Genomic DNA, 23460 nt, shown 5'->3' on the forward strand with positions numbered 1-23460 from the left:
GATGACCGGCGCCGGGCGCTGCGGCCCTGGCCACGTCGAAAAGGTTCAGTGGGTGAGCTCGGGCTCCGACGACACCGGCGTCTCCGGCTCCCGGTCGCCCACTTCGTCCGGGACGTGCGTCAGCTTGCTGGGCCACCACATCCACCGGCCGATGTCCAGGTTGAGCGCCGTCACCAGCACCGACCGGACGATCAGCGTGTCGAGCAGGACACCGAACGCCACCGCGAACCCGATCTCCGCGAACGCCACCAGCGGCAGGCTGGCCAGCGCCGCGAACGTGCCGGCCAGCACGATGCCGGCCGAGGTGATCACACCGCCGGTGGCACCGAGGCCGATCAGCGCGCCGCGCCGGGTGCCGTGCGTGGCCGCCTCCTCGCGCACCCGGGTCATCAGGAAGATGTTGTAGTCGATGCCCAGCGCGACCAGGAACACGAAGACGAACAGCGGGAACGACGTGTCCTCGCCGGGCCAGCCGAACACGTGCCGGAACACCAGCGCGCTGACCCCGAGCGCCGCGGCGAAGGACAGCACCACGGTGCCGATCAGGATCACCGGCGCCACGATCGCCCGCAGCAGCAGCCCGAGGATGACCAGCACGACCAGCAGCACCAGCGGGATGATCAGCCGGTTGTCGTGCCGGTTGGCGACGTTGATGTCGACCAGCATCGCGGACGCTCCACCCACCTTGGCGTCCGCGCCGGGCACCGCGTGCACGGCAGCGCGCACCCGGTCCACGGTGGCCTGCGCGGCCTTGCTGTCGGGGGCGTCGGTGAGCGTGCCGTCCAGCTGGACCAGGCCGTTCTTGGCGACCGGGTCGGCGACCGCACTGATCCCCTTCACCCCGGCGAACACCGACCGCACCTGGTCGGCCTGATCGGCCTTGGCGATCACGGTGACCGGCTGGCCGCCGCCGGCCGGGAAGTGCCGGGCGAGCGCCTCCTCACCGGTGACCGACGGCTGCTTGGTGGTGAAGCTGTCGGCCGTGGACAGGCCGTCCGCCTTGAGCTGCACCAGGCCGATCGCCATCACGCCGAGCGCGACGGCGGTGCCGATCCAGACGATCCGCGGCCGCTTGGCGATCCGGCCGCCGAGCCGCGCCCAGAAGCCGGTGGCGGTCGGCTCGGCCGTGCCGAAGCGCGGCTTCACCGGCCAGAACAGCCACCGGCCGCAGATCACCAGCAGAGCGGGCAGCAGCGTCACCATGGCGGCCAGGCCGACCACGATGCCGAGCGCGGCGACCGGGCCGAGGCCGCTTGTCGAGTTGAGGTCGGCGAGGGTGAGGCAGGACATGCCGATCGCGACGGTGGCGGCGCTCGCGATGATCGCCGGGCCGGACCGGTGCAGGGCGAACATCATCGCCTCGTGCCGGTCCTCGTGCCGGCGCAGCTCTTCGCGATATCGGGCGACCAGCAGCAGCGCGTAGTCGGTGCCCGCGCCGAACACCAGCACCGTGAGGATGCCGGCGCTCTGCCCGTTGACCACCAGCCCGCCGTTCTTGGCGAGCAGGTAGATGACCGCCTGCGCGCTGGTCAGCGCGAAGCCCGCGGTGAGGATCGGGAACAACCACAGAATCGGGCTTCGGTACGTGATGAGCAGGATCACCGCCACCACGATCAGGGTCGTGTAGAGCAGGGTCCCGTCGATACCCTCGAACGCCCCGGCCGAGTCCGCCGCGTTGCCGGCCGGCCCGGTCAGGTAGACCGACAGCCCGCTCTCCCCGGCCCGGCCGCCGCCTTGAGGTCGTCGACGACGGTGGCGATCTTCTCCCAGCCATTCGCATCGATCTTGATCGGCACGATGGTGGACAGGGCGGCCTTGTCCTCCGCCGGGATCGGCCCGGTGATCTGCCCGGACACGCCGGGCACCTTGGCGAACGCGGCTGCGTCGGCGGTGGCCTTCGCCTGATCGGCGGCGGTGATGCCGCCGCTGCGCTCGTAGACGATGATGGCCGGCGCGATGTCGTCCGGCGAGAACTGTTTCTGCAGGTCGGCAACCTGGGTCGCCTCGGCGCCGCTGGGCAGCCAGGCGGAGTTGTCGTTCTTCTCGACGCCGGTCAGCTTTCCGGCCAGCGGCACCGCCAGCACGAGCACCACGACCCACAGGCCAAGAACGATCCATTTGGACCATCGCCCGCAGACCAGTCGCGCTATCCCACCCGTACCCATCTCTGTCTCCCCCCGAAGACCGCACCCGTCGCGCGAAGGCTATGCCGGGAGGGTCTTATGGCCCAACCCTGATATCCGACAACTCAGGGTCTTCTCAGGGTTCGGCGGGTCCACAGTGAATGGCCGGTTCCGGACAGCACACCCGCGCGGGTGACGGCATAATCAATCGGGTGACCAATTGGGAATTTGCGCGGCTGGAGTACCGCGCGGCGGGCACCCTCGGCACGGACCGCTTCATGGACTGGACAGCCACTTTCCATCATCCGGGCGGCGTGCTGCGCTGGGGCACCGATGAGCGCTTCGACGATCTCCGGCACCTCAACCGGGCCGGCGCCGCGGGCTGGCAGGCCTACGACCGGGCCGCCATCCACGTGCACAACGAGCCGCACCGGCTGAGCAGCGTCACGTACTCGATGCGCAGGCCGGTCCCGTAACCTCGGAACCGTGGCGAAAGAGACCGGCCGGAAGCTGATCGCGTCGAACAAGAAGGCGCGGCACGACTACGAGATCCTCAAGACCTACGAGGCGGGTCTCGTGCTGGCCGGCACCGAGGTGAAGTCGCTGCGCGAGGGCCGCGCGTCGCTGGTCGACGCGTTCGCGCAGGAGCACGAGGGCGAGATCATGCTGTACGGATTGCACATCGCCGAGTACGGCTACGGCAGCTGGACCAACCACGTGCCCCGCCGCACCCGCAAGCTGCTCCTGCACCGCGTCGAGATCGCCAAGATCCTGGGCCAGCTGCGCGACGGCAACGGCCTGACCCTGGTGCCGTTGTCGATGTATTTCAACAACGGCTGGGCAAAGGTCGAGCTGGGCATGGCCCGCGGCCTCAAGTCGTACGACAAGAGGCAGGTCCTGGCCGCGCGGGACGCCCAGAAGGAGATCGCCCGGGAGATGGGCCGCCGCCTGAAAGGCGGCCGGTAAGGTTGATCTTGTGATATTCGGACTTGACACCTTCGGCGACGTCACCACCGGCAGTGACGGCAAGCGGCTTCCCTATGCCCAGGTCATCCGCAACCTGGTCGATCAGGCGGTGCTGGCCGAGAAGGTCGGCGTCGACGCGTTCAGCGTCGGTGAGCACCACCGCGACGACTTCGCCGTCTCGGCGCCGGAGATCGTGCTGGCCGCGATCGCCGCGCGCACCTCGACGATGACGCTGGGCACCGCGGTCACCGTGCTCAGCTCGGACGACCCGGTGCGGGTCTTCGAGCGCTTCGCCACCCTCGACGCCGTCTCCGGCGGCCGCGCCGAGATCACCCTCGGCCGCGGGTCGTTCACCGAGTCGTTCCCGCTGTTCGGCTTCGAGCTGACCGACTACGACCGGCTCTTCGAGGAGAAGGCCGAGCTGATGGCGGAGCTGCTGACCGAGGGGCCGGTGACCTGGGCGGGCACGGTCCGGGCGGCGCTGAAGGACCAGCAGGTCTACCCGAAGACCGAGAAGGGCCGCATCCCCACCTGGATCGGGGTGGGTGGCAGCCCGGAGTCGGTGATCCGCGCCGCGTCGTACGGTTTCCCGCTGGTCCTGGCCATCATCGGCGGCGCCCCGGCCCGCTTCGCGCCGTATGTCGAGCTGTACCACCGCGCCCTGAAGGAGCTCGGCAAGCCCGAGGACCTGCCGGTCGCCGCGCACTGCCCCGGTTTCGTCGCGGAGACCGACGAGGAGGCGGCCGAGCTGCTGTGGCCGCACGTGCGGGTGATGATGAACCGGATCGGCCGCGAGCGTGGTTGGCCGCCGCTGACCCGCGACCGGTTCGAGGCCGACATCCACGAGGGCGCCTGGCACGCCGGCTCCCCCGAGACGGTCGCCCAGAAGATCGCCCAGACCGTCAAGGACCTGGGCATCCAGCGCTTCGACATGAAGTACTCGGCGGGCACGCTGCCGCACGAGGCGATGATGAAGGCCATCGAGCTGTACGGCACCGTGGTCCTCCCCCGCGTCCGGGAGCTCCTGGCCGCCGAATAACTAGCGGCTCGGCGGCGCGCCGCTGGGTGCGCCGTCGCCGCCGGCCGGCGCGTTGCCGCCGGTCGGCGTGGTCGTGGTGTCCACGCCCGCGGTCAGCGACACGGCGTAGCCCTTGGTCACGTCCCCGGTCACGGTGGCCAACTGCAGGACGCCGGAGTCGTCGCCGAAGACGTTGTCGGAGGCGAGCGACACCTGCGCCAGGTTGCTGACCGAGGCCGAGTAACCGGTGGTGGCGTACACCGTGTCGCAGTCGCTCTTCGGCATCGCGACCTGGGACGTGGCGATGGCGTTCGACGCGCTGGTGATGCTCGCCTGGTCCGGGTAGACCTCGAAGTGGATGTGCGGCCACCGGCCGGAGTAGCAGGCCGGGAAGATGCTGGTGAACGTCACCTGCCCGGCGCTGTCGGCGATCTGCACCCCGCGCAGGTAGTTCTCGCCGGTGATGCCGGTGGAGTACATCGAGTACTCGCCGGAGCGGGTGCAGTGCCAGACGTACACCGCGACGCCGGCGTAGGCGGCGCCGGCGTCGGCCAGGTCCTTGATCGTCAGGGTCAGCGTCATCGGGACGCCCTCGGCCTTGCCGCTCGCGTCGCCGAAGCTGGACGTGATGTCGCTGCGGACGATGCCGCTCTCGGTGAGAACGTTCGGTCCGTTCGAGCCGTCGCCGGGGTAGGGCCCGGCGGTCTCGTCCGGGATCTCCCCGGTGGACGACGAGGCCGACGCGGAGGTGGAGGCGGACGGCGTGGCCGACGAGGTGGCGGCCAGGCGGATAGCCGCCTGGCCTCCGGTCACACCGCTGTCACTTGTCGTCGGTGTCGGCGCTCGCGCTCGGGGCCACGCCCACGCCGTACGTGTTGCACAGCTTGGCGTACTTGCCGGTGCAGAGCTGCTTCTTCGTGACGAAGCCGTCCGCCACCACGTCCTTGACCTTGAACTTGTCGATCTGCACCGGCTCCAGGCTCACGAAGGGGACGTAGCCGCCCGACTCCGGGTCCTTGATCTGGCCGGGTGTGGTCGGCTTGTCGCCCTTGAACAGCTTCACGGCGAGGCCGGCCGCGGCCTCCGCCTCCCGCTGCACCTTCTTGTAGATCGTCACGCACTGCTCGCCGGTCAGGAGGTTCTGCAGGCCCTGCAGGGTGGCGTCCTGGCCGGTGACCGGAACCTTGCCGCTGAGCCCCTTCTTGCGGAGTACCTGGATGACCGCGTTGCCGAGGCCGTCGTTGGCGGCGAGCACCCCGCCGATCTTCGGCTGCTGCGCCAGCATCTGCTCGAAGATCTTGCCGGCCTCCTCGCTGTCCCAGTCGGGGACGAACTGGTCGGGGCCCTTGGTGTACTCGGCGCTGTCGTACTTGACGTCGAGCTGACCGTCGTAGCCGTCCTTGAACAGCGCCGAGTTGTTGTCGGTGGACGAGCCGTTGAGCTCCGCGATGATCGGGTTCTTCACCTTCTTCTCGCTGAGGCAGCTGATCAGCCCGTACGCCTGGTAGCGGCCGACCGCCTCGTTGTCGAAGCTGACGTAGTAGTCGGCGCCGCCGTTGAGGGTGAGCCGGTCGTAGTCGATGACCGGGATCTTCTTCTCCTTGGCGAGGTCGATGACGGCCTTGCCGGAGTCGGCGTCGAGGTTCGCGATGATCAGCACCTTCACGCCCCCGTTGAGCATGTCGGTGCCGATCTTCACGAAGTTCGCCCGGTCACCCTGGGCGTTCTGGATCTCGACCGGGACGTTGGCCGCGTCGAACGCCGCCTTGAGGAACTTCGGATCGTCCGTGCTCCAGCGCTGGGAGCTCTTGGTGTCGGGCATGATCACGCCGACGCGCGCCTTGCCCGAACTGGCACCGCTGCTGTCGCTGCCACTACTCGTATCACTCGATTGGTCCGAGTCGTCACACGCTGTAATGGTGACTGTCGCCAGCAGCCCGACCGTCATGAGCGCCAGCAGCTTCTTGCGCATTTCCGAGAATTCCTCTCAGGTGGTTCCCGACCTGTGTGGTCCGGCCAACGTCGACCCAGTATCGGGCAGTCTGCACCACGCCCGACAAGGGGTACGGCGCTGGGGAGAAAAATAGTTCATCTCCCGAGCAGTTACGTCAGCCGGTTACCCACAGTGCCCTCGCACGCTACGCCACCCGGCGCCGAATCCACCAGAAGCAGAAGATCGCCAGGAGCGACGAAGCTACCAGCAGGACCCCGGTTTCCCGCCACTGCAGGGCCCAGAACTTGTCGTTCGCGATGTACGTGACCTTTTGGTGCAGATTCTGCGAAGTCAGCCAGTCCCGGCACCCCTTCGGCCCGCTACCGCCCTTGGTGGCGTTCGGCCCGCAATAGTCGGGGTCGTACGGCCCGCGGTACTCGGCGCCGGCCGAGTTGAGGATCTTGTTGGTGAGAACCCAGGTGGCCACCTCCGGCGGCCCGACCTCGAGCCGGATCGCGTGATTCGGGTCGTCCGGGCTGAGGCTGATGCCGCCGTCCCAGTCGGCCGGGAGCGCCTCCTGGTACGTACTGTGCGCGACCAACTGCTCACGGAAGAAGACGCCGCCGACCATCGCGGCGATGACGACCACCAGGGTCACCGCCATCGCCGCCACCGTCCGGCGCAACAGCATGCCGATGGTCACCCCGACGACGAACCCGAGGACGGCGTAGCCCGCCGGCACGATGCCGCGGGCCGCGTAGGTCAGCGGGACCACCCAGCCGTCGACCTCGTCGAGCGGGCTGGCCCACGCGGTGATCGCCCAGCTGGACAGGCCGGCGACCGCGGCGGTGGCCAGGCCGATGCCGCCGAGCTTCACGCCGAGCCAGCGGTTGCGGCTGATCGACTGGTTCCAGACCAGCCGGTGGGTGCCGCTCTCCAGCTCGCGGGAGACCAGCGGCGCCCCCCAGAACAGCCCGATCAGGGCCGGGAGCAGTATCAACAGGAGGGCACCGGCCTGGTAGAGCTGCCCGAGGTACCCGGTACGCGCGGTCTGCACGAACTGCTGGGCGAGCTTTCCGCAGTCGGCGGTGCAGGCCGCGTAGCCGGTGTCCCGGGCGATGTCGAGCAGGGTCGACCGGGTGCTCAGGTAGACCGCGGCGACCGCGATCACCAGGGCCAGGCCGACTGCGGCCTGGGTGCGGAACTGACGCCACGTGAGCCAGATCATCGCTGCTTCTCCAGGATGCGATCGCGGCCGTTGCCGGCCTCGGACATGTATGCCAGGACGAGGTCCTCCAGGTCGATGCCGTCGACGGTGAACGCCGGGTCCTCGATCGGCGCGGTGCTGCGCACCACGAGGCTGGACTGCACGTCGGTGTGCCGGGCCTGCACCACGGTGCGGCCGGGACCGAGCTTCTCCGGGTCCACCCGCGCCCCCGTGACGCGGTGGTGGGAGGCGAGGAGTTCCTCGACCTCCCCGGTGACTCGGACCTTGGACTTGACCAGCACGATCAGGTAGTCGCAGACGCGTTCGAGGTCGGCGACCAGGTGTGAGGACATGACCACGCTGGTGCCGGTCTCGGCGACGTACTCCATGAGGCCCTGCAGGAACTCACGGCGGGCGAGCGGGTCGAGCGCGGCCACCGGCTCGTCGAGAAGCAGCAGCTCGGGCCGCTTGGCGATGGCGAGGGTCAGGGCGAGCTGGGCGCGCTGGCCGCCGGAGAGCTTGCCGGCCTTCTGCTTCGGGTCGAGGTCGAGCCGCTCGATCCGCTCCCGCGCCAGATCGTCGTCCCATGAGGGGTTGAGGTGCCGGCCGAGGCGAAGATGGTCCTCGATCGACAGGTTGCCGTAGACCGGGGTGTCCTGGGCGACGAACCCGATCCGCGGCGAGCCGGTGACCGGCGGGCCGTCCAGCACCGTGAGGCTGCCCGCGGTCGGCGCGAGCTGCCCGCAGATCAGCTGGAGCAGGGTGGACTTGCCGGCCCCGTTCGGCCCGACCAGGCCGACGACGTGGCCGGCCGGGATGTCCAGGGAACAGTCGGCGAGGGCGGTCTTCCGCCCGTACCTCTTAGTCAGATTCTTGGTTATCGCGGCGCTGGTCATCGTCATCCTCTCCGAGCCGCTCGCTCTGCCGAAAAATGGCGAAATGTGTTCACGAACAGCGCCTCGATGCTCTCGTCGTCGAGGCCCGCGTCCCGGGCCTTGGCGAGCCAGCCCTCGAGGTCGCGGCGCAGCGGCTCGTGGGCGGCGCGGTCGTCCTCGCTGCCGAGCGTGCGGGTGACGAAGGTGCCGAGGCCGGGCCGGGGCTGGACCAGCCCCTCGTACTCCAATTCGCGGTAGGCCTTCAGCACCGTGTTCGGGTTGATCGCGACTCGCGCCACCACGTCCTTGACGGTGGGCAGCTTGTCGCCCTCCTTGAGCAGGCCGAGCCGCATCGCGTGCCGGACCTGCTGGATGAGCTGCATGTAGGGCGCGACGCCCGACCGGGCTTCCAGATGGAACTCGATCATCCGTAACCACCATTCCACTAGGTTGCTAGCACAATAGCAGTATGAAAAAGGCCGGAGGCAATGCCTCCGGCCTATCTCTCAGCGAGTTACCAGTTGACCGCGATGTATTTCGACTCCAGGTATTCGAGGAGACCCTCGTGGCCGCCCTCGCGCCCGATGCCCGACTGCTTGACCCCGCCGAACGGCGCGGCCGGGTCGCTGACCAGGCCACGGTTGAGGCCGACCATGCCGGCCTCGATCGCCTCGCTCACCCGCAGGCCGCGAGCCAGATCCTGGGTGAAGACGTAGGCGACCAGGCCGAACTCGGTGTCGTTGGCGTAGCGGACCGCCTCGTCCTCGCTGGTGAAGGTGACGATCGGGGCGACCGGCCCGAAGATCTCCTCCTTGAGGATCGGCGCGTCGCCCGCGATGCCGGTCAGCACGGTCGGCGGGTAGTAGAAACCCGGCCCGTCCGGCCGGGTGCCGCCGGTGACGGCCGTCGCCCCCGCGGTCACCGCGTCGCGGACGAGACTGTCCACCTTGGCCACGGTGTCCTCGTTGACCAGCGGCCCGACCTGGGTGTTCGCGTCGGTGCCCGGGCCGACCCGCAGGCCGGCCATCCGCTCGGCCAGCCGCCGCGAGAATTCATCGGCGACCGAGGCCTCGACGTAGAACCGGTTGGCCGCGGTGCACGCCTCGCCGCCGTTGCGCATCTTGGCGATCATCGCGCCGTCCAGCGCCGCGTCGAGGTCGGCGTCCGCGAACACCAGGAACGGCGCGTTGCCGCCCAGCTCCATCGACGTGTTGATGACATTTTCCGCGGCCTGGGCGAGCAGGATCCGGCCGACCTCGGTCGACCCGGTGAACGACACCTTGCGCACCCGCGGGTCGGCCAGCATCTTCGAGACGACCTTGCCCGAACTGCGCGACGGCAGCACGTTGACGACGCCCGCGGGCACGCCCGCCTCGGCCAGGATCGCCGCCATGGCGAGGGCGGTCAACGGGGTGTCGCTGGCCGGCTTGAGGACGACGGTGCAGCCTGCGGCAAGCGCCGGCCCGATCTTGCGGGTGGCCATCGCCGCCGGAAAATTCCAGGGCGTGACGAGTACGCACACCCCGACCGGCTGCCGCACCACCAGGATCCGGTTGGCCCCGCTCGGCGCGGTGTTCACGATGCCCTCGCCGCGGACGGCCTCCTCGGCGAACCACCGGAAGAACTCGGCCGCGTACGTCACCTCGCCCTTCGCGTCGACCAGGGCCTTGCCGTTCTCCAGCGAGATCAGCCTGGCCAACTCGTCGGCGCGCGCACTCATCAGCTCGAACGCCCGGCGCAGATGCTCACCGCGGACCCGCGGAGGCGTCGCCGCCCAGGCCGCAGCCGCCTCCGCCGCCGCGTCGACCGCCGCGACCGCGTCGGCCTCACTGCCGTCCGCGACGGTGGCGATGACGTCGCCGGTCGCCGGGTCGAGCACATCGAAACGATTCCCCGAGGACGCGGGGACCCACTTACCACCGATGAAGAGTTCAGTTTCCACAACCCCAGCATGGTCCTGCTCCGGCGCTCCCGCCACGCTTCGTGCCAGGTGTTACCGTCCGCCGCATGAGGTCCCGGGGGATGTCCTTCGCCGACGCGGTCCGCCTGCTCGACGGGGATTCGGAGATCGTCGATCGACTCGGCTCACTGGCCGGGATAGCCGCCGGGACGGCGACGGTGGCCAGCAAGGGCACCGTCGACTACTTCGCGCTGCGGGATCAACTGATGCGGTGGGGACACCGCCTGGTCGGTTCCTGGCAGGAGCGGGTGCGCGGGCTGGGCCGGTTCGACCGGACCGACCGGATCCTCGCCGCGCACAGCGTCCTGGTGATCATCTCCTTCGACGAGGCCCTCGACGACTGGTTCAAGCACCGTGGTCACGACCTCGCCTCGGCCGAGCTGACCAGGGCCGAACAGGCAGCCATCGCCGCGGGTGGCCCGCTCGCCGATTCCTACGCCGGCATGATCGCCGGCCTGCTGGATCGCCCGCCGCCCTACCCGGAGCCGACCGTGCCCTTCGAGGACGTCCGGGCGGAACTGCACCGCTACTTCCTCGACTGCACAGGGCGCACCGCGCTCTTTCTCGACGGCCTGAAGGCCTTCGAGCGCGAGCTGCCCGCAATCAAGGGCCCGGCCGTCGCCAAACGCGCGATGCGGCGGTACGAGGAGTCGTACCGGCGGCTGGCCGCCGAGATCCCGGAGTTCCGGCTGTGGTCGGCGATGATCGACGCGCAGGCCACCCGAGAGCTGATCCGCACGGCCATCGACGCCCTGGGCGATCGGCGGGAGCCGGTGGACGAGGTACCGGCCGGGCTCGTCCGGCGATACCAGGCCCGGCTGGAGAAACCGATCCTCAGCAACGCCGGCGCGGCCGGTGACCTGGTGCTGCCGACGCTGCGCGAGGGCTATCGCGAACCGGCCGGGACGGTCGTGTCGACCACCCCGACCTCGCTACCGGCCGTCGACGGCTGGTGGGCCGAGCACGGCACGCCGACCGCCGACGTCCAGGACTTCCTGTTCGCCGCGCTCACCGGGCCCGGCGCCGGCGAGGGCCCGATCGTCGTGCTCGGCCACCCGGGGTCGGGCAAGTCGGTGCTCACCCGGGTGCTGGCGGCCCGGCTGTCCGGCGCCGGCTTTCTTCCGGTACGCGTCGAGCTGCGCAACGTGCGCGCCGACTCGCCGGTGCAGCGGCAGATCGAGGAGGGCCTCTACCTGATGCTCGGCGAGCAGGTCCGCTGGCCCGAGCTGGTCCGCCGGGCGGGCGACGCGCTGCCGGTGGTGATGATGGACGGCTTCGACGAGCTGCTGCAGGCCACCGGCCAGAACTGGGCCGACTACCTGGAACAGCTGCAGGAGTTCCAGGAACGGGAGGCCGAGCTCGGCCGCCCGCTGGCCGTGGTGGTGACCAGCCGGACCGTGGTCGCCGACCGGGCCCGCTTCCCCACCGGCACCACCGTCGTACGGCTCGACCCGTTCAGCGACGAGCAGGTCGCCGACTGGCTGGCGGTGTGGAACGCCAAGAACGCGGCCGGGCTGGCCGCCCGAGGCCTGCGACCGCTCCCGGCCCGGGTGGCGCTGGCCCATCGCGAGCTGGCCGGCCAGCCCCTCCTGCTGCTGATGCTGGCCCTCTACGACGGCCGCGAGAACCAGCTGCAGCGCAGCGGTGGCACGCTGCGCCGGATCGAACTGTACGAGCGGCTGTTCCAGGATTTCTTCGTGCGCGAGGTGGACAAGCTCGGCGAGGACCGGGACACCGCGGTGGCCACCGAGTGGCGGCGGCTCGGCGCGGTGGCGGTGGCCATGCACAACCGCGGCCGCGACGTGATCCTCGAGCCGGAGCTGGAGGACGACCTCCGGCACCTGCTCAGCATCGAGGACCGGACGCCCCGGCCGGCCGCACACCGGCCGCTGACCGCCGGACAGCTGCTGGTCGGCCGGTTCTTCTTCGTGCACGAGTCGAAGGCCAGCCAGGACACCGGTGGCGCGCAGCGCAGCTTCGAGTTCCTGCACGCCACCTTCGGCGAGTTCCTGGCCGCCCGGCAGATCATCACGGCCCTGGTGGACCTGGCCGAGGACCGGGCCCGGCTGCGCCGGACCGCCACCCTCGACGCCGGCTACTTCCACGCCCTGACGTCGTTCACCACCCTGACCCGGCGGGCCCCGCTGTGGGAGTTCGGCCAGGGCATGATCGCCGGGCTGACCGCGGAGGAGCGGGCGCAGTGCCGCGATCTCGTCATGGAGCTGCTGCCGGAGGCCGGCTACCCGCATCCGCGCTGGACCTTCGCCGAGTACGAGCCGGATCGGCGCACCGTCGCCCAGCGGCAGGCGGCGTTCTCGGCCAACCTGGTGAGCTTCGCGGTGCTGCTCAGCGACGGCCCGGTCGACGTCACCTCGCTGGTCGGCGAGCCGGTGGCGGTCAACTGGCGGCAACTCGCACTGCTCTGGATGAGCCAGCTGGAGCCGGAGGACGGCCGGCGGCTGTGGCAGGCGTTCCGGGTGGAGTGGGATCTGACCGCCGCGCCGACCCAGCTCCGGATCCGGGTCGAGGACGGCACCGACGTCCCGGTCGTGCCGTCCCTGCCGTGGCCGCCGGAGGGCCGGCCGCCGACCCAGGACGGCCTCCCGCCCGGCCGGGACCTGGCCATGCCCGCCGAGTCGGACACCGGGCGGCAGCTGCGGAAGTCCGCGTTCGCCCAGACCGCTATCGACAACCGCGAGTTCGTCTACGCGCTGATGCCGTTCTGGCGCGAGTTCGGGGACATCGAATACCGGGGCGACCACACGAAGAACGAGTCGAGCGCCTGGCTGGTCCTCGAGTTGGCGGTCGGCAGCTACGCGACCGGGACGATCGGCTCGCGGACCGACGTCTACGTGGACGCGTTGTCCCGGCCGATTCCGCGCCTCCAGCAGAACGCCATGGACCGCTTCGTCCAGGAATGCCGAGCCGTCGACCTGACGGTGCTCGAAGAGCTATACCTCCGCGAGCACATCGCGCGGGTCCGGGCGGCCGCGGCCGCGACGCAGCACGCCGCCGCCGACGACTTCCGGTACACGGTCGGCGCCGTGTTCGAGCTCCGCACCGGCCGGCGGCTCGCCTAACCCAGCGGCCGGACGGTGAGGATCTGCTGGGCGGAGCCGACCGGGCCGTGGACGTCGTGCAGGATCGTGCTGGTCAGACCCTGGCCGGTCGGGCCGAACGTCACCGACGTGTCCAGGCCGGTCCAGCGACCCTCGGGCTGCCGGTGCAGGTGGACGGTCAGGTCGACGTTGGGGAACATCCACTCGGTCGGCTCCTGCCGCACCGCGATGCCGTTGGCCGTGTCGACCAGCGCCAGGTAGGTGGCGAGCGGGCCGACCGGCTCCCCCGCCACCAGGTCGAGCTCGCTGGTGATCCAGGCCGACGTGCGGCCGGGCACCGCATCGGCCGGCCGCCGCACCTCGATCGACGCGATGTAGCCGCCGGTCCACAGCTCGGCCATCGGCCACGGTTCGACCGACTCCGGCGGGGGCAGCCGGTCGATCGGCGTGCCCGCCACCGCGGTGGTGTCGTGGGCGGCCAGGAACCATGCCCGGGCCCGGGTCACCGCGCGGCCGGCGATGGTGACGGTCGCTTCGAGCAACTCGATGGTGCGGCCCGGACGGATCGTCTCGACGGTGATCTCGCACTCGTCCAAGGCGATCTTGCCGAGGATGTCGTAGCTGATCCGGGCCAGGACGAGGCCGTCGGACCGGTGCCGGTCGATCGCGTGCGCGATCAGGCCGCCGAGCGGGCTGAAATGCTGCTCGTCGGTGCGCCAGGCGCCGCCGACGTGGGCGGTGGGCTTGTAGCTGTGCTCGCCGACCCGCTCGAAGTAGCTTTCCCTCATGCCTCCGACCTTAACGGTCGGTCAGGTTGATCTCCGGGCAGTCCAGGGCGGCGGCCAGCCAGGCCCGGGTGATCTCCCCCGCCCGCTCCCAGTCGACCCCCGGGCGGCGCAGCGCGATCTGGATGCCGAGGCCGTCGGCGATCGCGCAGGCGCCCTGGGCCACCCGGTCGAGGTCGGCGGGCGGATTGATGAGGCCGGCCCGCACCGCGGCCTCGACCGCGTCGCGGACCAACTGCAGCCAGCCGTCGTAGGCGACGATCGACTCGGCGGCCAGCTCCTCGTCACGCAGGGCGGTCCGCCAATATTCCACCCAGAGCATCCACTCGGCGCGGGCCGCCTCCGGCTCGCCGTCGTGCGCGGCCAGGTGACCGGCCACCCAGCGCAGCCGTTCCAGGGGGTCGGCGATCTCGGCGGAACGCCGCCGGGCTTCCTCCAGGAGGTACGCGCTTCGCGCGCGCAACGCCTGCACGACCAGGTCCTCGCGATTGCCGAACAGGTACTGCAACGTGCTGACCGAGGTGCCCGCGTGCCCGGCCACGTCGGAGAACCGGGTGTTCTCGAAACCGCGGGCGGCGACCACGTCGCCCGCCTTCATCAGGATGTCGTTCTTGTTCCGCGAGGCGCGGCGCACGCTGGCCAAGATCAGGACCTCCGTCGTACGGTATGGCTCACTGGTATGCCCGTACCATATAGCGGAGGCTTGCATGGACGTCGTCGTGGTCGGAGCCGGCCTGGCCGGACTGGTGGCGGCACGGGAGCTGCGCGCGGCCGGGCTGGACGTGGTGCTGCTCGAAGCCCGCGACCGGGTCGGCGGCCGCACCTGGACCGCGCCGTTCCCGGCGGCCGGCGTCCGGGTCGACCTCGGCGCGGAATGGCTGTCCCCGGAGTCGCACACCGCCTTGACCACCGAGCTGACCCGCTACGGCCTGACCACCACCCAGCCACCGGCCGCCCACCACGGGGGCGAGATCTCGGCGGCGGCCGGGCCGGTTCTTGATCGGATGGACGTCGACGCCGGGCGTCTCGACTTCGACGACCCCGGCTGGCATCGGGCGGCGGGCGACCTCGACGTGTCGTTCGCCGCCTACCTCGACGCGATCTGCTCCGATCCGGACGCTCGCGCGCAGCTGCTGGCCTCGGCGTTTGCGCTGATGGGCGCGGACGAAACCGAGTACAGCGCGCTGCATCTGCTGCATGAGTTCGCCGGGTTCGGCTCGGCCCGGGCGGCCTTCGAGAACGAGTCGCACCGGGTCGCCGGCGGCACCGACACGCTGGCCAAGGCGATCGCCGCCGAGCTGGGCGACACCGTCGCGCTCGGGCAGGCGGTCGCCTCGATCGCCGCGGACGGCACGGTCACCACCACGACCGGCGCATCGCACTCGGCGCGCGCCGCGGTGGTGGCGGTTCCGGTGAACTGCCTGGCCGGCATCGCCTTCCCGGCCGGCATGCCGCTGCCGGACCCGCACGTCGGCCGGGCCGCGAAGATCTGGACCCGGGTGTCGGGCATCCCCGCGGGCACGACGTCCACGAGCTGGCCGTCGCTGATCGAGACGTATGCGGTGGACGGCGCGGTCGCCGCCTTCGATCTCCGCCGGGGCCCCGCGGCCGGCCAACGGGAAGCAACCGCGGCCGGCCTCGAAGCCCGCTACCCGGACGCCGAGCTCGGCGAGCAGTTCTGGCACGACTGGACCGCCGACCCGCACGCCCTCGGCACCTGGTGCGCGGCCGCCCCCGGCCAGCTCGGCGCCCTCCAGACCCTGGCCGACCATCCCGGCCCGCTCTTCTTCGCCGGCGGCGACCTCTCCCGCCGCTGGATGGGCTGGATGGACGGCGCGATCACCTCAGGCGCGGACACCGCGGCGCGAGCAGGCGCCTTCCTGAACGGCGCACCCGTCTCCCACGCCCGCGGCTGACGAGGACCTACCGTGAAGAGCATGGTGCTGGGGTTTCTGGGGCTTGGGGTGATGGGGCGGCCGATGGCGGCGAACCTTGTCGCGGCCGGCAACGAACTGGTCGTCTGGACGCGGTCCGGAGCGGAGCTTCCGGGTGCGCGTAGCGCGAGCCGTCCGGGCGAGGTCTTCGCGCAGGCCGACGTCGTTTTTCTGATGCTGGCCAACGCGGCGGCCATCGACGCGGTGGTGATCGGGCCCGAGGTGGCCGGCTGCACGGTGGTGCATATGGGCACGACCGCGCCCGAATACTCGGCCGGGCTCGGTGAGCGGATCCGGGCGGCCGGCGGGCGCTACGTCGAGGCGCCGGTCTCCGGGTCGCGCGGGCCGGCCGAGGCCGGTCAGCTCGTCGCGATGCTGGCCGGGGAGGAGGACGACCGGGACCGGGTCCGGCCGCTGCTGGCCCCGATGTGCCGGGAGGTCGTCGACTGCGGGCCGGTGCCGCAGGGCCTGCTGATGAAGCTGGCCGTCAACACGTTCCTGATCAGCATGGTCACCGGGCTGGCCGAGGCGTTCCACTTCGCGCAGGGGGTCGGGCTCGACCCGGCGCTGCTCAAGGAGGTGCTCGACGCCGGGCCGATGGCGTCGTTCGTGTCCCGCGGCAAGGCCGGCAAGATCGTCGAGGAGGATTTCGCGGTGCAGGCCGCCATCCGCGACGTGCACTACAACAACCGGCTCGTCGTCGAGGCGGCGCGGCAGCACGGGCTGGCCGCACCGCTGCTCGACGTCTGCCGCGAGCTCTACGCCGAGACCGAGGAGCTGGGCCGCGGCGGCGAGGACATGGCGAGCGTCATCCACGCGGTGCGGGCGCGAACCCGAAGCCGCCCGGCCGGCACTCACCTGGGGGATGGCCGGTCGGGTGATCGCGGCTTGGCCTAGGCTGGCGGGAGTGGCGAAGTATTTCGACGTGCACCCGGACAACCCGCAGGCCCGTTCGATCCGGCAGGTGGTGGATGTCCTTCGGGAGGACGGGCTGATCGCCTATCCGACCGACTCGTGTTTCGCGCTCGGCTGCCGGATGGGCAACAAGGACGGGCTCGACCGGATCCGGGAGATCCGGCACCTCGACGACCGCCACCACTTCACGCTGATGTGCCGGGACTTCGCCCAGATCGGGCAGTTCGTGCAGCTCAACAACGCGTCGTTCCGGCTGGTCAAGGCGTCGACGCCGGGGCCGTACACGTTCATCCTGCCGGCCACCAGGGAGGTGCCGCGGCGGCTGCTTCACCCCAAGAAGAAGACCGTGGGCGTACGCATCCCGGAGCACGTGGTGACCCAGGCGCTGCTGGCCGAGTTGGGTGAGCCGCTGGTGTCGAGCACCCTGCTGCTGCCGGGCCAGGACGAGCCGATGACGATGGGCTGGGAGATCAAGGAAGCCCTCGACCATCAGGTGGACGCGGTCGTCGACTCGGGCGAGGGGTGCGGCGTCGAACCGACCACCGTGATCGACCTGTCCGACGGCGAACCGGAGATACTGCGAGTGGGCGCCGGCGACACGGCGCGCTTCGAGTAGCTTCGAACGCCTGGAGGGGGCTGGCATGCGCGCACCGGAGTCGGTTGAGGTCGGGGTCGACCTGAAGTTCATCTCGGTCAAGGGCACCTGGAAGCCGTCCGTCGCCGAGCGGGAGGCGGCCTGGGAGCTGTATGTCGAGCTGATCACCCGGGTATCGGTGGTGCCGTTGCAGGGCGGCATCCTGCGGGAAGCCCTGAGCAGCTATTACACCCTCTTCGCGGGGTCTCGCGACGTGCTGCGCAAGTACGGGCCGCAGGTGGCCGAGCCCAAGCCGGACGGCCAGTACAGCTTCGGTTTCCTCACCGTCGCGATGCTGAACCGGGCCCTACGGCCGGTGCTGTCCTACTGGCACCCCGAACTGAGCGCATGGGAGGCGACCCGCGCCGAGGGTGCGTCCCCGGTGGAGCATGAGCGCGCCTGGGAGCATGAACCGCTCCTGCGCCAGGACCTCGAGGCCGCCCGGAAGATCCTCGCCGAGTACGCCAAGCTGCTCGGCGCGGCCTGCGGCGTCCCGGATCTCAGCGCCGCGGTGCCCGGACTCGCCGCCTCCTGACGAAGCGGCGGCCCGGGCACCAGGCGGTCAGGCCGACAGCCAGCGCAGTGGCACCGCCGCGGCCAGGGCGGCGTAGCCGGTCGGGTTGAAGTGCAGGTGGTCGCCGACGTCGTAGGCGGGATTGAGCTGCCGCGGCACGGCCGGGTCGCGGGCCGCCACGTCGAAGTCGGCGATCTCGTCGAACAGCCGGCCGCGGCGGATCGCGGCGTTCACCGCCTGCCGTGACTCCTCGCGCAGCCCGGCCGGGTCGTCGTAGCCGGTGTTGCCGCCGAACGGGGTGATCGTCGCTCCGTAGACGGTGATGTCGCGGGCCCGCGCCCGGGCCGCGACCTGCTCGAACGCGAACAGCAGGTCGTCGACCACCTGCTTCTGGGCGGCGACGCCGGCGGCCGCCGTGCCGATGTCGTTGACCCCCTCGAACAGCAGCATCCGGTCGACGCCGCCGGTGGCGAGCACGTCCCGGTCGAGCCGGGCGAGGACGTTCGGCCCGAGGCCGTCGTTGAGGATCCGGTTGCCGCCGGCCGCCTGGTTGAGCACCGCGATCCGCGGCCGCCGGGCGAACAGCTGGTCGGGCCACCGGTCGTTGCCGTTGGTCGTCGACCCCCGCCCGTCGGTGAGCGAGTCCCCCACGATCGCCAGGGCCGGGACGCCGGCCAGGACCTCGACCCCACTGATCAGATACCAGTGGTCGACCCCGACCGCGCCGGGGAGTTCCGGCGAGGCATGAAGATCACCCTTGATGAGGTACGACGTGGTGCGCGAACCCGGGTGCGAGGTGAGGTTGAGGCTCGCCTGCCCGGCGGCGAGGTAGACGGTGATCGACAGGTTCTCGCCGGCCTGCACCGGCAGGTCGACCGGGTCGGCGACCACCTGCGCGCCGACCGGCACGACCACGCCGGTCCGGCCGCCGAAGGTGAGTGGACGGAGGCTGCCGGGGACCACCCCAGGAACCCCGGCACGCCCGTCCGTGGGGCGGCCGATCACGGCCGCGGTGAGTGGCAGGGCAGCCCCGCCGAACGCGTTGGAGAAGCGGACCCGCACCCGCGGGCCGCCGACGGTGAGGTGCACGGTCTGCCGCAGCGTGGTGTCGGCGAGCACCGCCGACGTCTGGGTGAACGGTGCCGGCGGCAGGTTGCCCGGCTCGGTGAGCTGCGGCATCGCCACCCAGGTGTGCACCCAGCGCTTCGCCCCGTGGGCGGCCGCGGGCCGGCCGATCAGCGCGGCCGGGACCGCCGCGCCGCCGGCCGCGAGAAGTGCGCGTCGGCGCATGTCAGACCCTCCGGCTCTCGGGCGGACCGAGGTAGCTGTCCTTGACGCCGCCGGTGTCGACGACGAGACGCTGGACGATGACGGTCGGGTCGACGGCCCAGAAGGTCAGCGTGTGCGTCCCGGGGGCGGCGACCGTGTGCGTGGTGGTGGTGCGGTTGATGTTGTCGGAGGTGTTCCGCGCCCACTGCCGGTTCATCGTGGTGTCGTTGGCGCCGGTCGCCCGGGTCACGTTGACCGTCTGCGGCGCGGCGCCGTCGATCGAGACGGCGTACTTGAGGCCGTCGGTGGGCCGGGTGTTGTTGCGCGGCGACAGGTAGGCGGTCACCGTGACCGGTCCGCTGCTGGTCAGGGTCACCGTGTAGTCGAGGCGCCCGGTCCCGTCGACGGATCGCAGCCCGTCGCCGGTCTTGCCGATCCCCGGCAGCAGCTGCCAGTTCCCGGTCTTCCGGCGGTAGTGGCCGGCCTCGATCGCGACGTACCCGTTGGCCTCCAGGAAACCGGCCGGCTTGAGCGTGGGGTTGTCGACGGGTGCCTGCACGACGACCGTGGTGCCGGCCCCGGTGACGGTGATCGGCACGGACCGTACGCCCTTGGGCGCGCGCCGCCAGTCCACCGTGACCAGCGCCCGGACCTGATCGGTGACGGTCCCGCGGGCGTGGGTCACGGACAGCCACGGCGCGCCGCTGTCGATCGTGTAGCGGAACGGGGTCGTCCCCCGGTTGTAGACGTCGATGTACTGCGTGGACTGGCTCTGCCACGGGCTGAAGGCCGGCAGCGCGGATCCGCCGCCGTCCAGCGCCACCCCGAGCGACGACCCGGCCGGCACGGTGATCCGCTGCAGGTAGGGGTAGATCTCGTCGGGCAGTGCCACATTGTTCAGCTCGGGCTGCTGCCAGGGCGCGTTCGGGCCGTAGCGAGCCACGTTCCCGTACCCGATCTTCGGTTGCAGCTGCCAGTTGTGCCACTTACCGCCGGCCAGGACGGTGTTGTAGTAGGCGCTCATCGCCTGGTCCTCGGCGAACAACGCCTCGGCCCGATCGGCCAGCGCATTCGTGCCGGCCCGCCCCTCGGCCGCGTAGCGGATGTTGGTGAATTCGGCCCGGCGCAGGTCGTAGATGACCGCCGTGTCCTTCAGCGCGTAATAGACGAGCTGATAGAACGCGTCCTGCCAGGCGGCCGGAACGGTCGCCCGCAACCGCGACGCCCGGGCGGCCAGGGCGAGCCAGTCGCCGGTGACCCGGTCCATCTCGCCGTAATCGGTGAGGCTGAACGGCGTGGCCTTGTCGTCGTAGACGATGGCGGTCGGATCGGTGGTCACGTCCTTGGCCGGGTTGACGGTGATCCGCCGGTTGAGGAGTTCCGGCTTGCGGCGGGACTGCAAATGCCCGTACTCCTCGAGCAGCGCCGCGATCGCCGGCGCGAGCGCGGCCCCGAAATTCTGCGCCGCGTACTGCCGCGTCCACTCCGCCAGCTCCGACACCGGCCACGCGGCCGGATTCCACGCGTAGTCGAGGAAGAACTGGGTGGGCAGTTCCTCGTTCTTCAGATCGCCGGCGTTGACCACCCAAAGGCGATCAACCCCGCTGGTGTACGCGAGATGAAGCTGCTCCCAGACATTCGTGAGATTGGCGGTGTCCGCCCACTTGTAGTTGCGGCCGTCCCCGACGTAGTCGAAGTGGTAATACATGCCGTAGCCGCCACTGCGCGCGGGCAGCGACGGGTCGGGCAGCTTGCGCATGTTGCCCCAGTTGTCGTCGCAGAACACCACGGTCACGTCGTCCGGCGGCCGGTAGCCGGCATCCCAGTAGCGCTGCACCTCCTTGTAGAGGGTCTGCACCTGGGGCCGGCCGATCAGCCCGGTGTCCTGCAGGATCGCCCGCTGGTTGTCGATGATCGAGCTCATCAGGTCGATGCCGTCGCCGTCCGGCAGCGACACGTCGCCGTTGCCGCGCATGCCGAGCGTGATGACACCCTCGATGTCCTGGTCCCGCATCCGTTCGGCGCCGAACCGCCAGTACGCCTTGATCGCGTCGGGATTGCGGCGGAAGCTCCACTCGCCGGTGCCGGCCGGGTGCCGGTTCCATTCCTCGATCCCGCGCATCATCGGCGCCTCGTGCGAGGTTCCCATGACGACGCCGTAGCGGGTGGCGGTCGCGTGATTCGCCGGGTCGTCCTCGGCAAATGCCCGCCCCCACACGGCCGGCCACAGATAGTTGGCCTTGAGCCGCAGCATGGTCTCGAAGACCTTGGCGAAATAGGCGGCGTTGAGCCCGCCCGGATAGCCGGGGGCCTTGCCGGGCCCGAAGTATTCCGGCGCCCAGGTGCCGGTGGCCGGGTTCTCGTCGTTGATGAAGAACCCGCGGTATTTCACCGCCGGGGTGCCCTGGGTGTGCCGCCCGGGCAGAACGTACAGCTCGTCCCGGTGGGCGACCGGCACGTCGTCCCAGAAATGCCAGGGCGAGACGCCGATGTTCCGCGACAGGTCGTAGGCGCCGTAAATGGTGCCGCGCTGGTCGCTGCCGGCGATGACGAAGGCCCGCTCGACGCCGGGGAGCGGGTTGTCGACGATCTGCTCGATCGTCGTCTCCCATTTCCCCCGGATGGCGGTCACGTCGAGCTTTCCGCGCGCGACGATCCGATCGATCAGCGGGCTCCGGCCGATCGTCCCGACGATGATCGGATCCTGGTTGTCGGCGACCTCGGTGCCGAACACCTTGGCCAGGTCGCCGCGCAGATCCTCGGCGACCCGCAGCACGCCCGGGAAGTCGTCGTCGGACACCCGGACCGGCGCGCCGGCCAGCGCGAACCGGCCCGGCCCGTTGCGGGTGCGCACGTAGCCGCCGGTCTGGTCGGGGACGGTGGCGCCGGCGTGCGCGGCCGACGACGGCACCGCGGCGAGCAGGGGCGCCGCCGCGGCACCGGCCAGCAGGGTCCGGCGGGTCACTCGCGGCACGCTCACCGGAACAGCCGCAGTGGCACGGCGGCGGCCATCACGGCCATGCCGGCGTCGTTCGGGTGCAGGTGGTCGCCGGAGTCGTAGGCCGGGTGGAGGGCGATCGGGTCGGCCGGGTCGCCCATCGCCTTGTCGAAGTCGATCACCCCGTCGTACTCGCCGCTGCTCCGGATCCACCGGTTGAGCTGCTGCCGCTTGGCCTCATTTTCCGGCGTGTAGAACCCGAGGGTGTCGTTCTTGAACGGCAGGACCGTCCCGCCGAACGCGGCCAGGCCACCCTCGTGCGCGCGGGCGATCAGCTGCCGGTGCCCGGCGATCAGGTCGTCCGCGCTGACCACCTCGGCCGGCGGCGCGACCGTCCCCGGGTGGCCGAGGTCGTTGACCCCGAGCAGCACGATCAGGAACCGGCGGCCCGGCTGGGCGAGCACGTCCCGGTCGAAGCGGCGCAGCCCGTTGACGCCGAAGTAGTTGGCGAACGTCTCGGCGTTGCTGCCGGCCGGCGGGTTCGGGTCGTGCAGGAGCCGGTTGCCGGAGACGCCCAGATTGGCGATCCCGAGGTCCCGCCCGGCGGAGCGCAGCCGGGCGGCGAGCAGGTCGGGCCAGCGGTGGTTGAGGTTGGCGACGGTGTTGGCGCCGTTGGTGATCGAGTCGCCGAGGGTGACGATCGCGCCGCCGCCACGCTTACGCACGGCGACCCCGGAGAGGAACAGATCCTGCTGCAGGGTCGCGGTCGCGGTGACGGTCCGCGCGGCGGTGACGTCACCGTTCGCGATGACGTTGTCCTGGTAGGAGAACGCGGCGAGCGTCGTCACGGTCGTACGCTCCGGGAAGAAGACGCTGATCGCCAGGTCTCCCCCGGCCGGCAGGCGAAGCCGGACCGGATCGCTGACCAGCGGCGCCCCGGCCGGGATCGTCGCGGCGCCGTGGCCGGAGAAGGTGACCCGGCGGTCGGAGCCGGGCACGGTGGCGGTCGAGGCGCCGTCGCCGGACCGCAGGGCCACGTGCACGGCCCCGATCCGCAGCGCGGTCTCGCCGAACTCGTTGGTCAGCCGGATCCGCAGCTCGTCGCCGCCGGTGGAGCAGTGCACGACGGACCGCACGGTCTGCCGGTCGAGGACGGTCGGCGTGCCGCGGCTGGGGATGGTGGTGGGGACGGCCGCCCAGGTGGCGACCCAGCCGTCCGGGCCGGAGTCGTGCGCGAGGGCCGGGACGGCGCCGGACGTGGCGGCGCCGACCGCCGCCCCGGAGGCGAGGGCGAGAAGTTCGCGGCGGGTGGTGGACATCGGAGCCTCCG

20 protein-coding genes and 1 pseudogene are annotated in these 23460 nt (G+C 70.9%); 9 read left to right on the forward strand and 12 right to left on the reverse strand.

Features of this window, described 5'->3' with window-relative positions; all coding sequences use genetic code 11:
* Positions 1-45: 45 nt before the first annotated feature.
* A pseudogene (locus Adu01nite_RS08730) lies at positions 46-2165 on the reverse strand (MMPL family transporter).
* A gap of 170 nt (positions 2166-2335) precedes the next feature.
* Between Adu01nite_RS08730 and Adu01nite_RS08735 the strand changes: the two are divergent.
* From Adu01nite_RS08735 to Adu01nite_RS08745, 3 genes are read left to right on the forward strand one after another with little or no spacing between them, the layout of a single operon-like run.
* A complete protein-coding gene (locus Adu01nite_RS08735; protein ID WP_203726048.1) occupies positions 2336-2599 on the forward strand; it encodes a hypothetical protein in 264 nt (87 codons plus the stop codon).
* A 10-nt stretch (positions 2600-2609) separates the two neighbouring features.
* The gene (gene smpB / locus Adu01nite_RS08740; protein WP_203726049.1) at positions 2610-3089 is read left to right on the forward strand and encodes an SsrA-binding protein SmpB; all 480 of its coding nucleotides are present in this window, start codon (positions 2610-2612) and stop codon (positions 3087-3089) included.
* Positions 3090-3099: 10 nt separating this feature from the next.
* Positions 3100-4128, forward strand: coding sequence for an LLM class flavin-dependent oxidoreductase (locus tag Adu01nite_RS08745; RefSeq protein ID WP_203726050.1), 1029 nt, complete (start codon positions 3100-3102; stop codon positions 4126-4128).
* Here Adu01nite_RS08745 and Adu01nite_RS08750 read toward each other — a convergent pair whose 3' ends face one another.
* Both Adu01nite_RS08750 and Adu01nite_RS08755 read right to left on the reverse strand, forming a co-directional pair.
* Positions 4129-4920 carry a dioxygenase family protein gene (locus Adu01nite_RS08750; protein WP_203726051.1) on the reverse strand — a complete coding sequence of 264 codons (792 nt, stop codon included), beginning with the start codon at positions 4918-4920 and terminating at the stop codon, positions 4129-4131.
* A 7-nt stretch (positions 4921-4927) separates the two neighbouring features.
* A complete protein-coding gene (locus Adu01nite_RS08755) occupies positions 4928-5929 on the reverse strand; it encodes a sugar ABC transporter substrate-binding protein (RefSeq protein WP_239132243.1) in 1002 nt (333 codons plus the stop codon).
* Between Adu01nite_RS08755 and Adu01nite_RS47660 the strand changes: the two genes are divergently transcribed.
* Complete coding sequence (locus tag Adu01nite_RS47660; RefSeq protein ID WP_239132244.1) at positions 5928-6194, forward strand: hypothetical protein; 267 nt, start codon at positions 5928-5930, stop codon at positions 6192-6194. The two genes, Adu01nite_RS08755 and Adu01nite_RS47660, sit on opposite strands and share 2 nt — an antisense overlap.
* Positions 6195-6245: 51 nt before the next feature.
* Here the strand turns inward: Adu01nite_RS47660 and Adu01nite_RS08760 are convergent, their stop codons facing one another.
* The 4 genes from Adu01nite_RS08760 to Adu01nite_RS08775 all read right to left on the reverse strand — a co-directional run bounded on the left by Adu01nite_RS08760 (position 6246) and on the right by Adu01nite_RS08775 (position 10064).
* Positions 6246-7268, reverse strand: coding sequence for an ABC-2 membrane transporter-related protein (locus tag Adu01nite_RS08760; RefSeq protein ID WP_203726053.1), 1023 nt, complete (start codon positions 7266-7268; stop codon positions 6246-6248).
* Complete coding sequence (locus Adu01nite_RS08765) at positions 7265-8143, reverse strand: ABC transporter ATP-binding protein (RefSeq protein WP_203726054.1); 879 nt, start codon at positions 8141-8143, stop codon at positions 7265-7267. Before Adu01nite_RS08765 ends, Adu01nite_RS08760 begins: the two co-directional genes overlap by 4 nt.
* 2 nt (positions 8144-8145) lie before the next feature.
* Complete coding sequence (locus Adu01nite_RS08770) at positions 8146-8550, reverse strand: GntR family transcriptional regulator (protein ID WP_203726055.1); 405 nt, start codon at positions 8548-8550, stop codon at positions 8146-8148.
* 86 nt (positions 8551-8636) lie between these two features.
* The gene (locus Adu01nite_RS08775) at positions 8637-10064 is read right to left on the reverse strand and encodes an NAD-dependent succinate-semialdehyde dehydrogenase (RefSeq protein ID WP_203726056.1); all 1428 of its coding nucleotides are present in this window, start codon (positions 10062-10064) and stop codon (positions 8637-8639) included.
* Between the two features lie 65 nt (positions 10065-10129).
* On the opposite strand from Adu01nite_RS08775, the gene Adu01nite_RS08780 reads away from it, so the two are divergent.
* Entirely contained in the window at positions 10130-13162 is a 3033-nt protein-coding gene (locus Adu01nite_RS08780; RefSeq protein WP_203726057.1) for an NACHT domain-containing protein, read from the forward strand.
* Here the strand turns inward: Adu01nite_RS08780 and Adu01nite_RS08785 are convergent.
* Together Adu01nite_RS08785 and Adu01nite_RS08790 are read right to left on the reverse strand one after the other, a co-directional pair.
* The gene (locus Adu01nite_RS08785; RefSeq protein ID WP_203726058.1) at positions 13159-13929 is read right to left on the reverse strand and encodes a thioesterase family protein; all 771 of its coding nucleotides are present in this window, start codon (positions 13927-13929) and stop codon (positions 13159-13161) included. The two genes, Adu01nite_RS08780 and Adu01nite_RS08785, sit on opposite strands and share 4 nt — an antisense overlap.
* A gap of 10 nt (positions 13930-13939) precedes the next feature.
* A complete protein-coding gene (locus Adu01nite_RS08790; protein ID WP_203726059.1) occupies positions 13940-14560 on the reverse strand; it encodes a TetR/AcrR family transcriptional regulator in 621 nt (206 codons plus the stop codon).
* A 73-nt stretch (positions 14561-14633) separates the two neighbouring features.
* Between Adu01nite_RS08790 and Adu01nite_RS48415 the strand changes: the two genes are divergently transcribed.
* Genes Adu01nite_RS48415 through Adu01nite_RS08810 form a run of 4 tightly spaced genes read left to right on the forward strand, consistent with a single transcriptional unit; the run spans position 14634 to position 17944 of the window.
* A complete protein-coding gene (locus tag Adu01nite_RS48415) occupies positions 14634-15842 on the forward strand; it encodes a flavin monoamine oxidase family protein (RefSeq protein WP_275414628.1) in 1209 nt (402 codons plus the stop codon).
* A 21-nt stretch (positions 15843-15863) separates the two neighbouring features.
* Complete coding sequence (locus Adu01nite_RS08800; protein ID WP_203726061.1) at positions 15864-16757, forward strand: NAD(P)-dependent oxidoreductase; 894 nt, start codon at positions 15864-15866, stop codon at positions 16755-16757.
* A 10-nt stretch (positions 16758-16767) separates the two neighbouring features.
* Positions 16768-17391: an L-threonylcarbamoyladenylate synthase gene (locus Adu01nite_RS08805; protein WP_203726062.1), complete on the forward strand. Its 624-nt coding sequence runs from the start codon at positions 16768-16770 to the stop codon at positions 17389-17391.
* Between the two features lie 25 nt (positions 17392-17416).
* Complete coding sequence (locus Adu01nite_RS08810; RefSeq protein ID WP_203726063.1) at positions 17417-17944, forward strand: hypothetical protein; 528 nt, start codon at positions 17417-17419, stop codon at positions 17942-17944.
* A 27-nt stretch (positions 17945-17971) separates the two neighbouring features.
* Here Adu01nite_RS08810 and Adu01nite_RS08815 read toward each other — a convergent pair whose 3' ends face one another.
* From Adu01nite_RS08815 to Adu01nite_RS08825, 3 genes are read right to left on the reverse strand one after another with little or no spacing between them, the layout of a single operon-like run.
* Positions 17972-19213 (reverse strand): SGNH/GDSL hydrolase family protein, encoded by a 1242-nt coding sequence (locus Adu01nite_RS08815; protein WP_203726064.1) that lies wholly within the window; start codon positions 19211-19213, stop codon positions 17972-17974.
* Position 19214: 1 nt separating this feature from the next.
* Complete coding sequence (locus tag Adu01nite_RS08820; RefSeq protein ID WP_203726065.1) at positions 19215-22157, reverse strand: glycosyl hydrolase 115 family protein; 2943 nt, start codon at positions 22155-22157, stop codon at positions 19215-19217.
* 11 nt (positions 22158-22168) lie between these two features.
* Complete coding sequence (locus tag Adu01nite_RS08825) at positions 22169-23449, reverse strand: SGNH/GDSL hydrolase family protein (RefSeq protein ID WP_203726066.1); 1281 nt, start codon at positions 23447-23449, stop codon at positions 22169-22171.
* Positions 23450-23460: the final 11 nt, after the last annotated feature.

It is taken from the genome of Paractinoplanes durhamensis (assembly GCF_016862175.1).
Lineage (GTDB): Bacteria > Actinomycetota > Actinomycetes > Mycobacteriales > Micromonosporaceae > Actinoplanes > Actinoplanes durhamensis.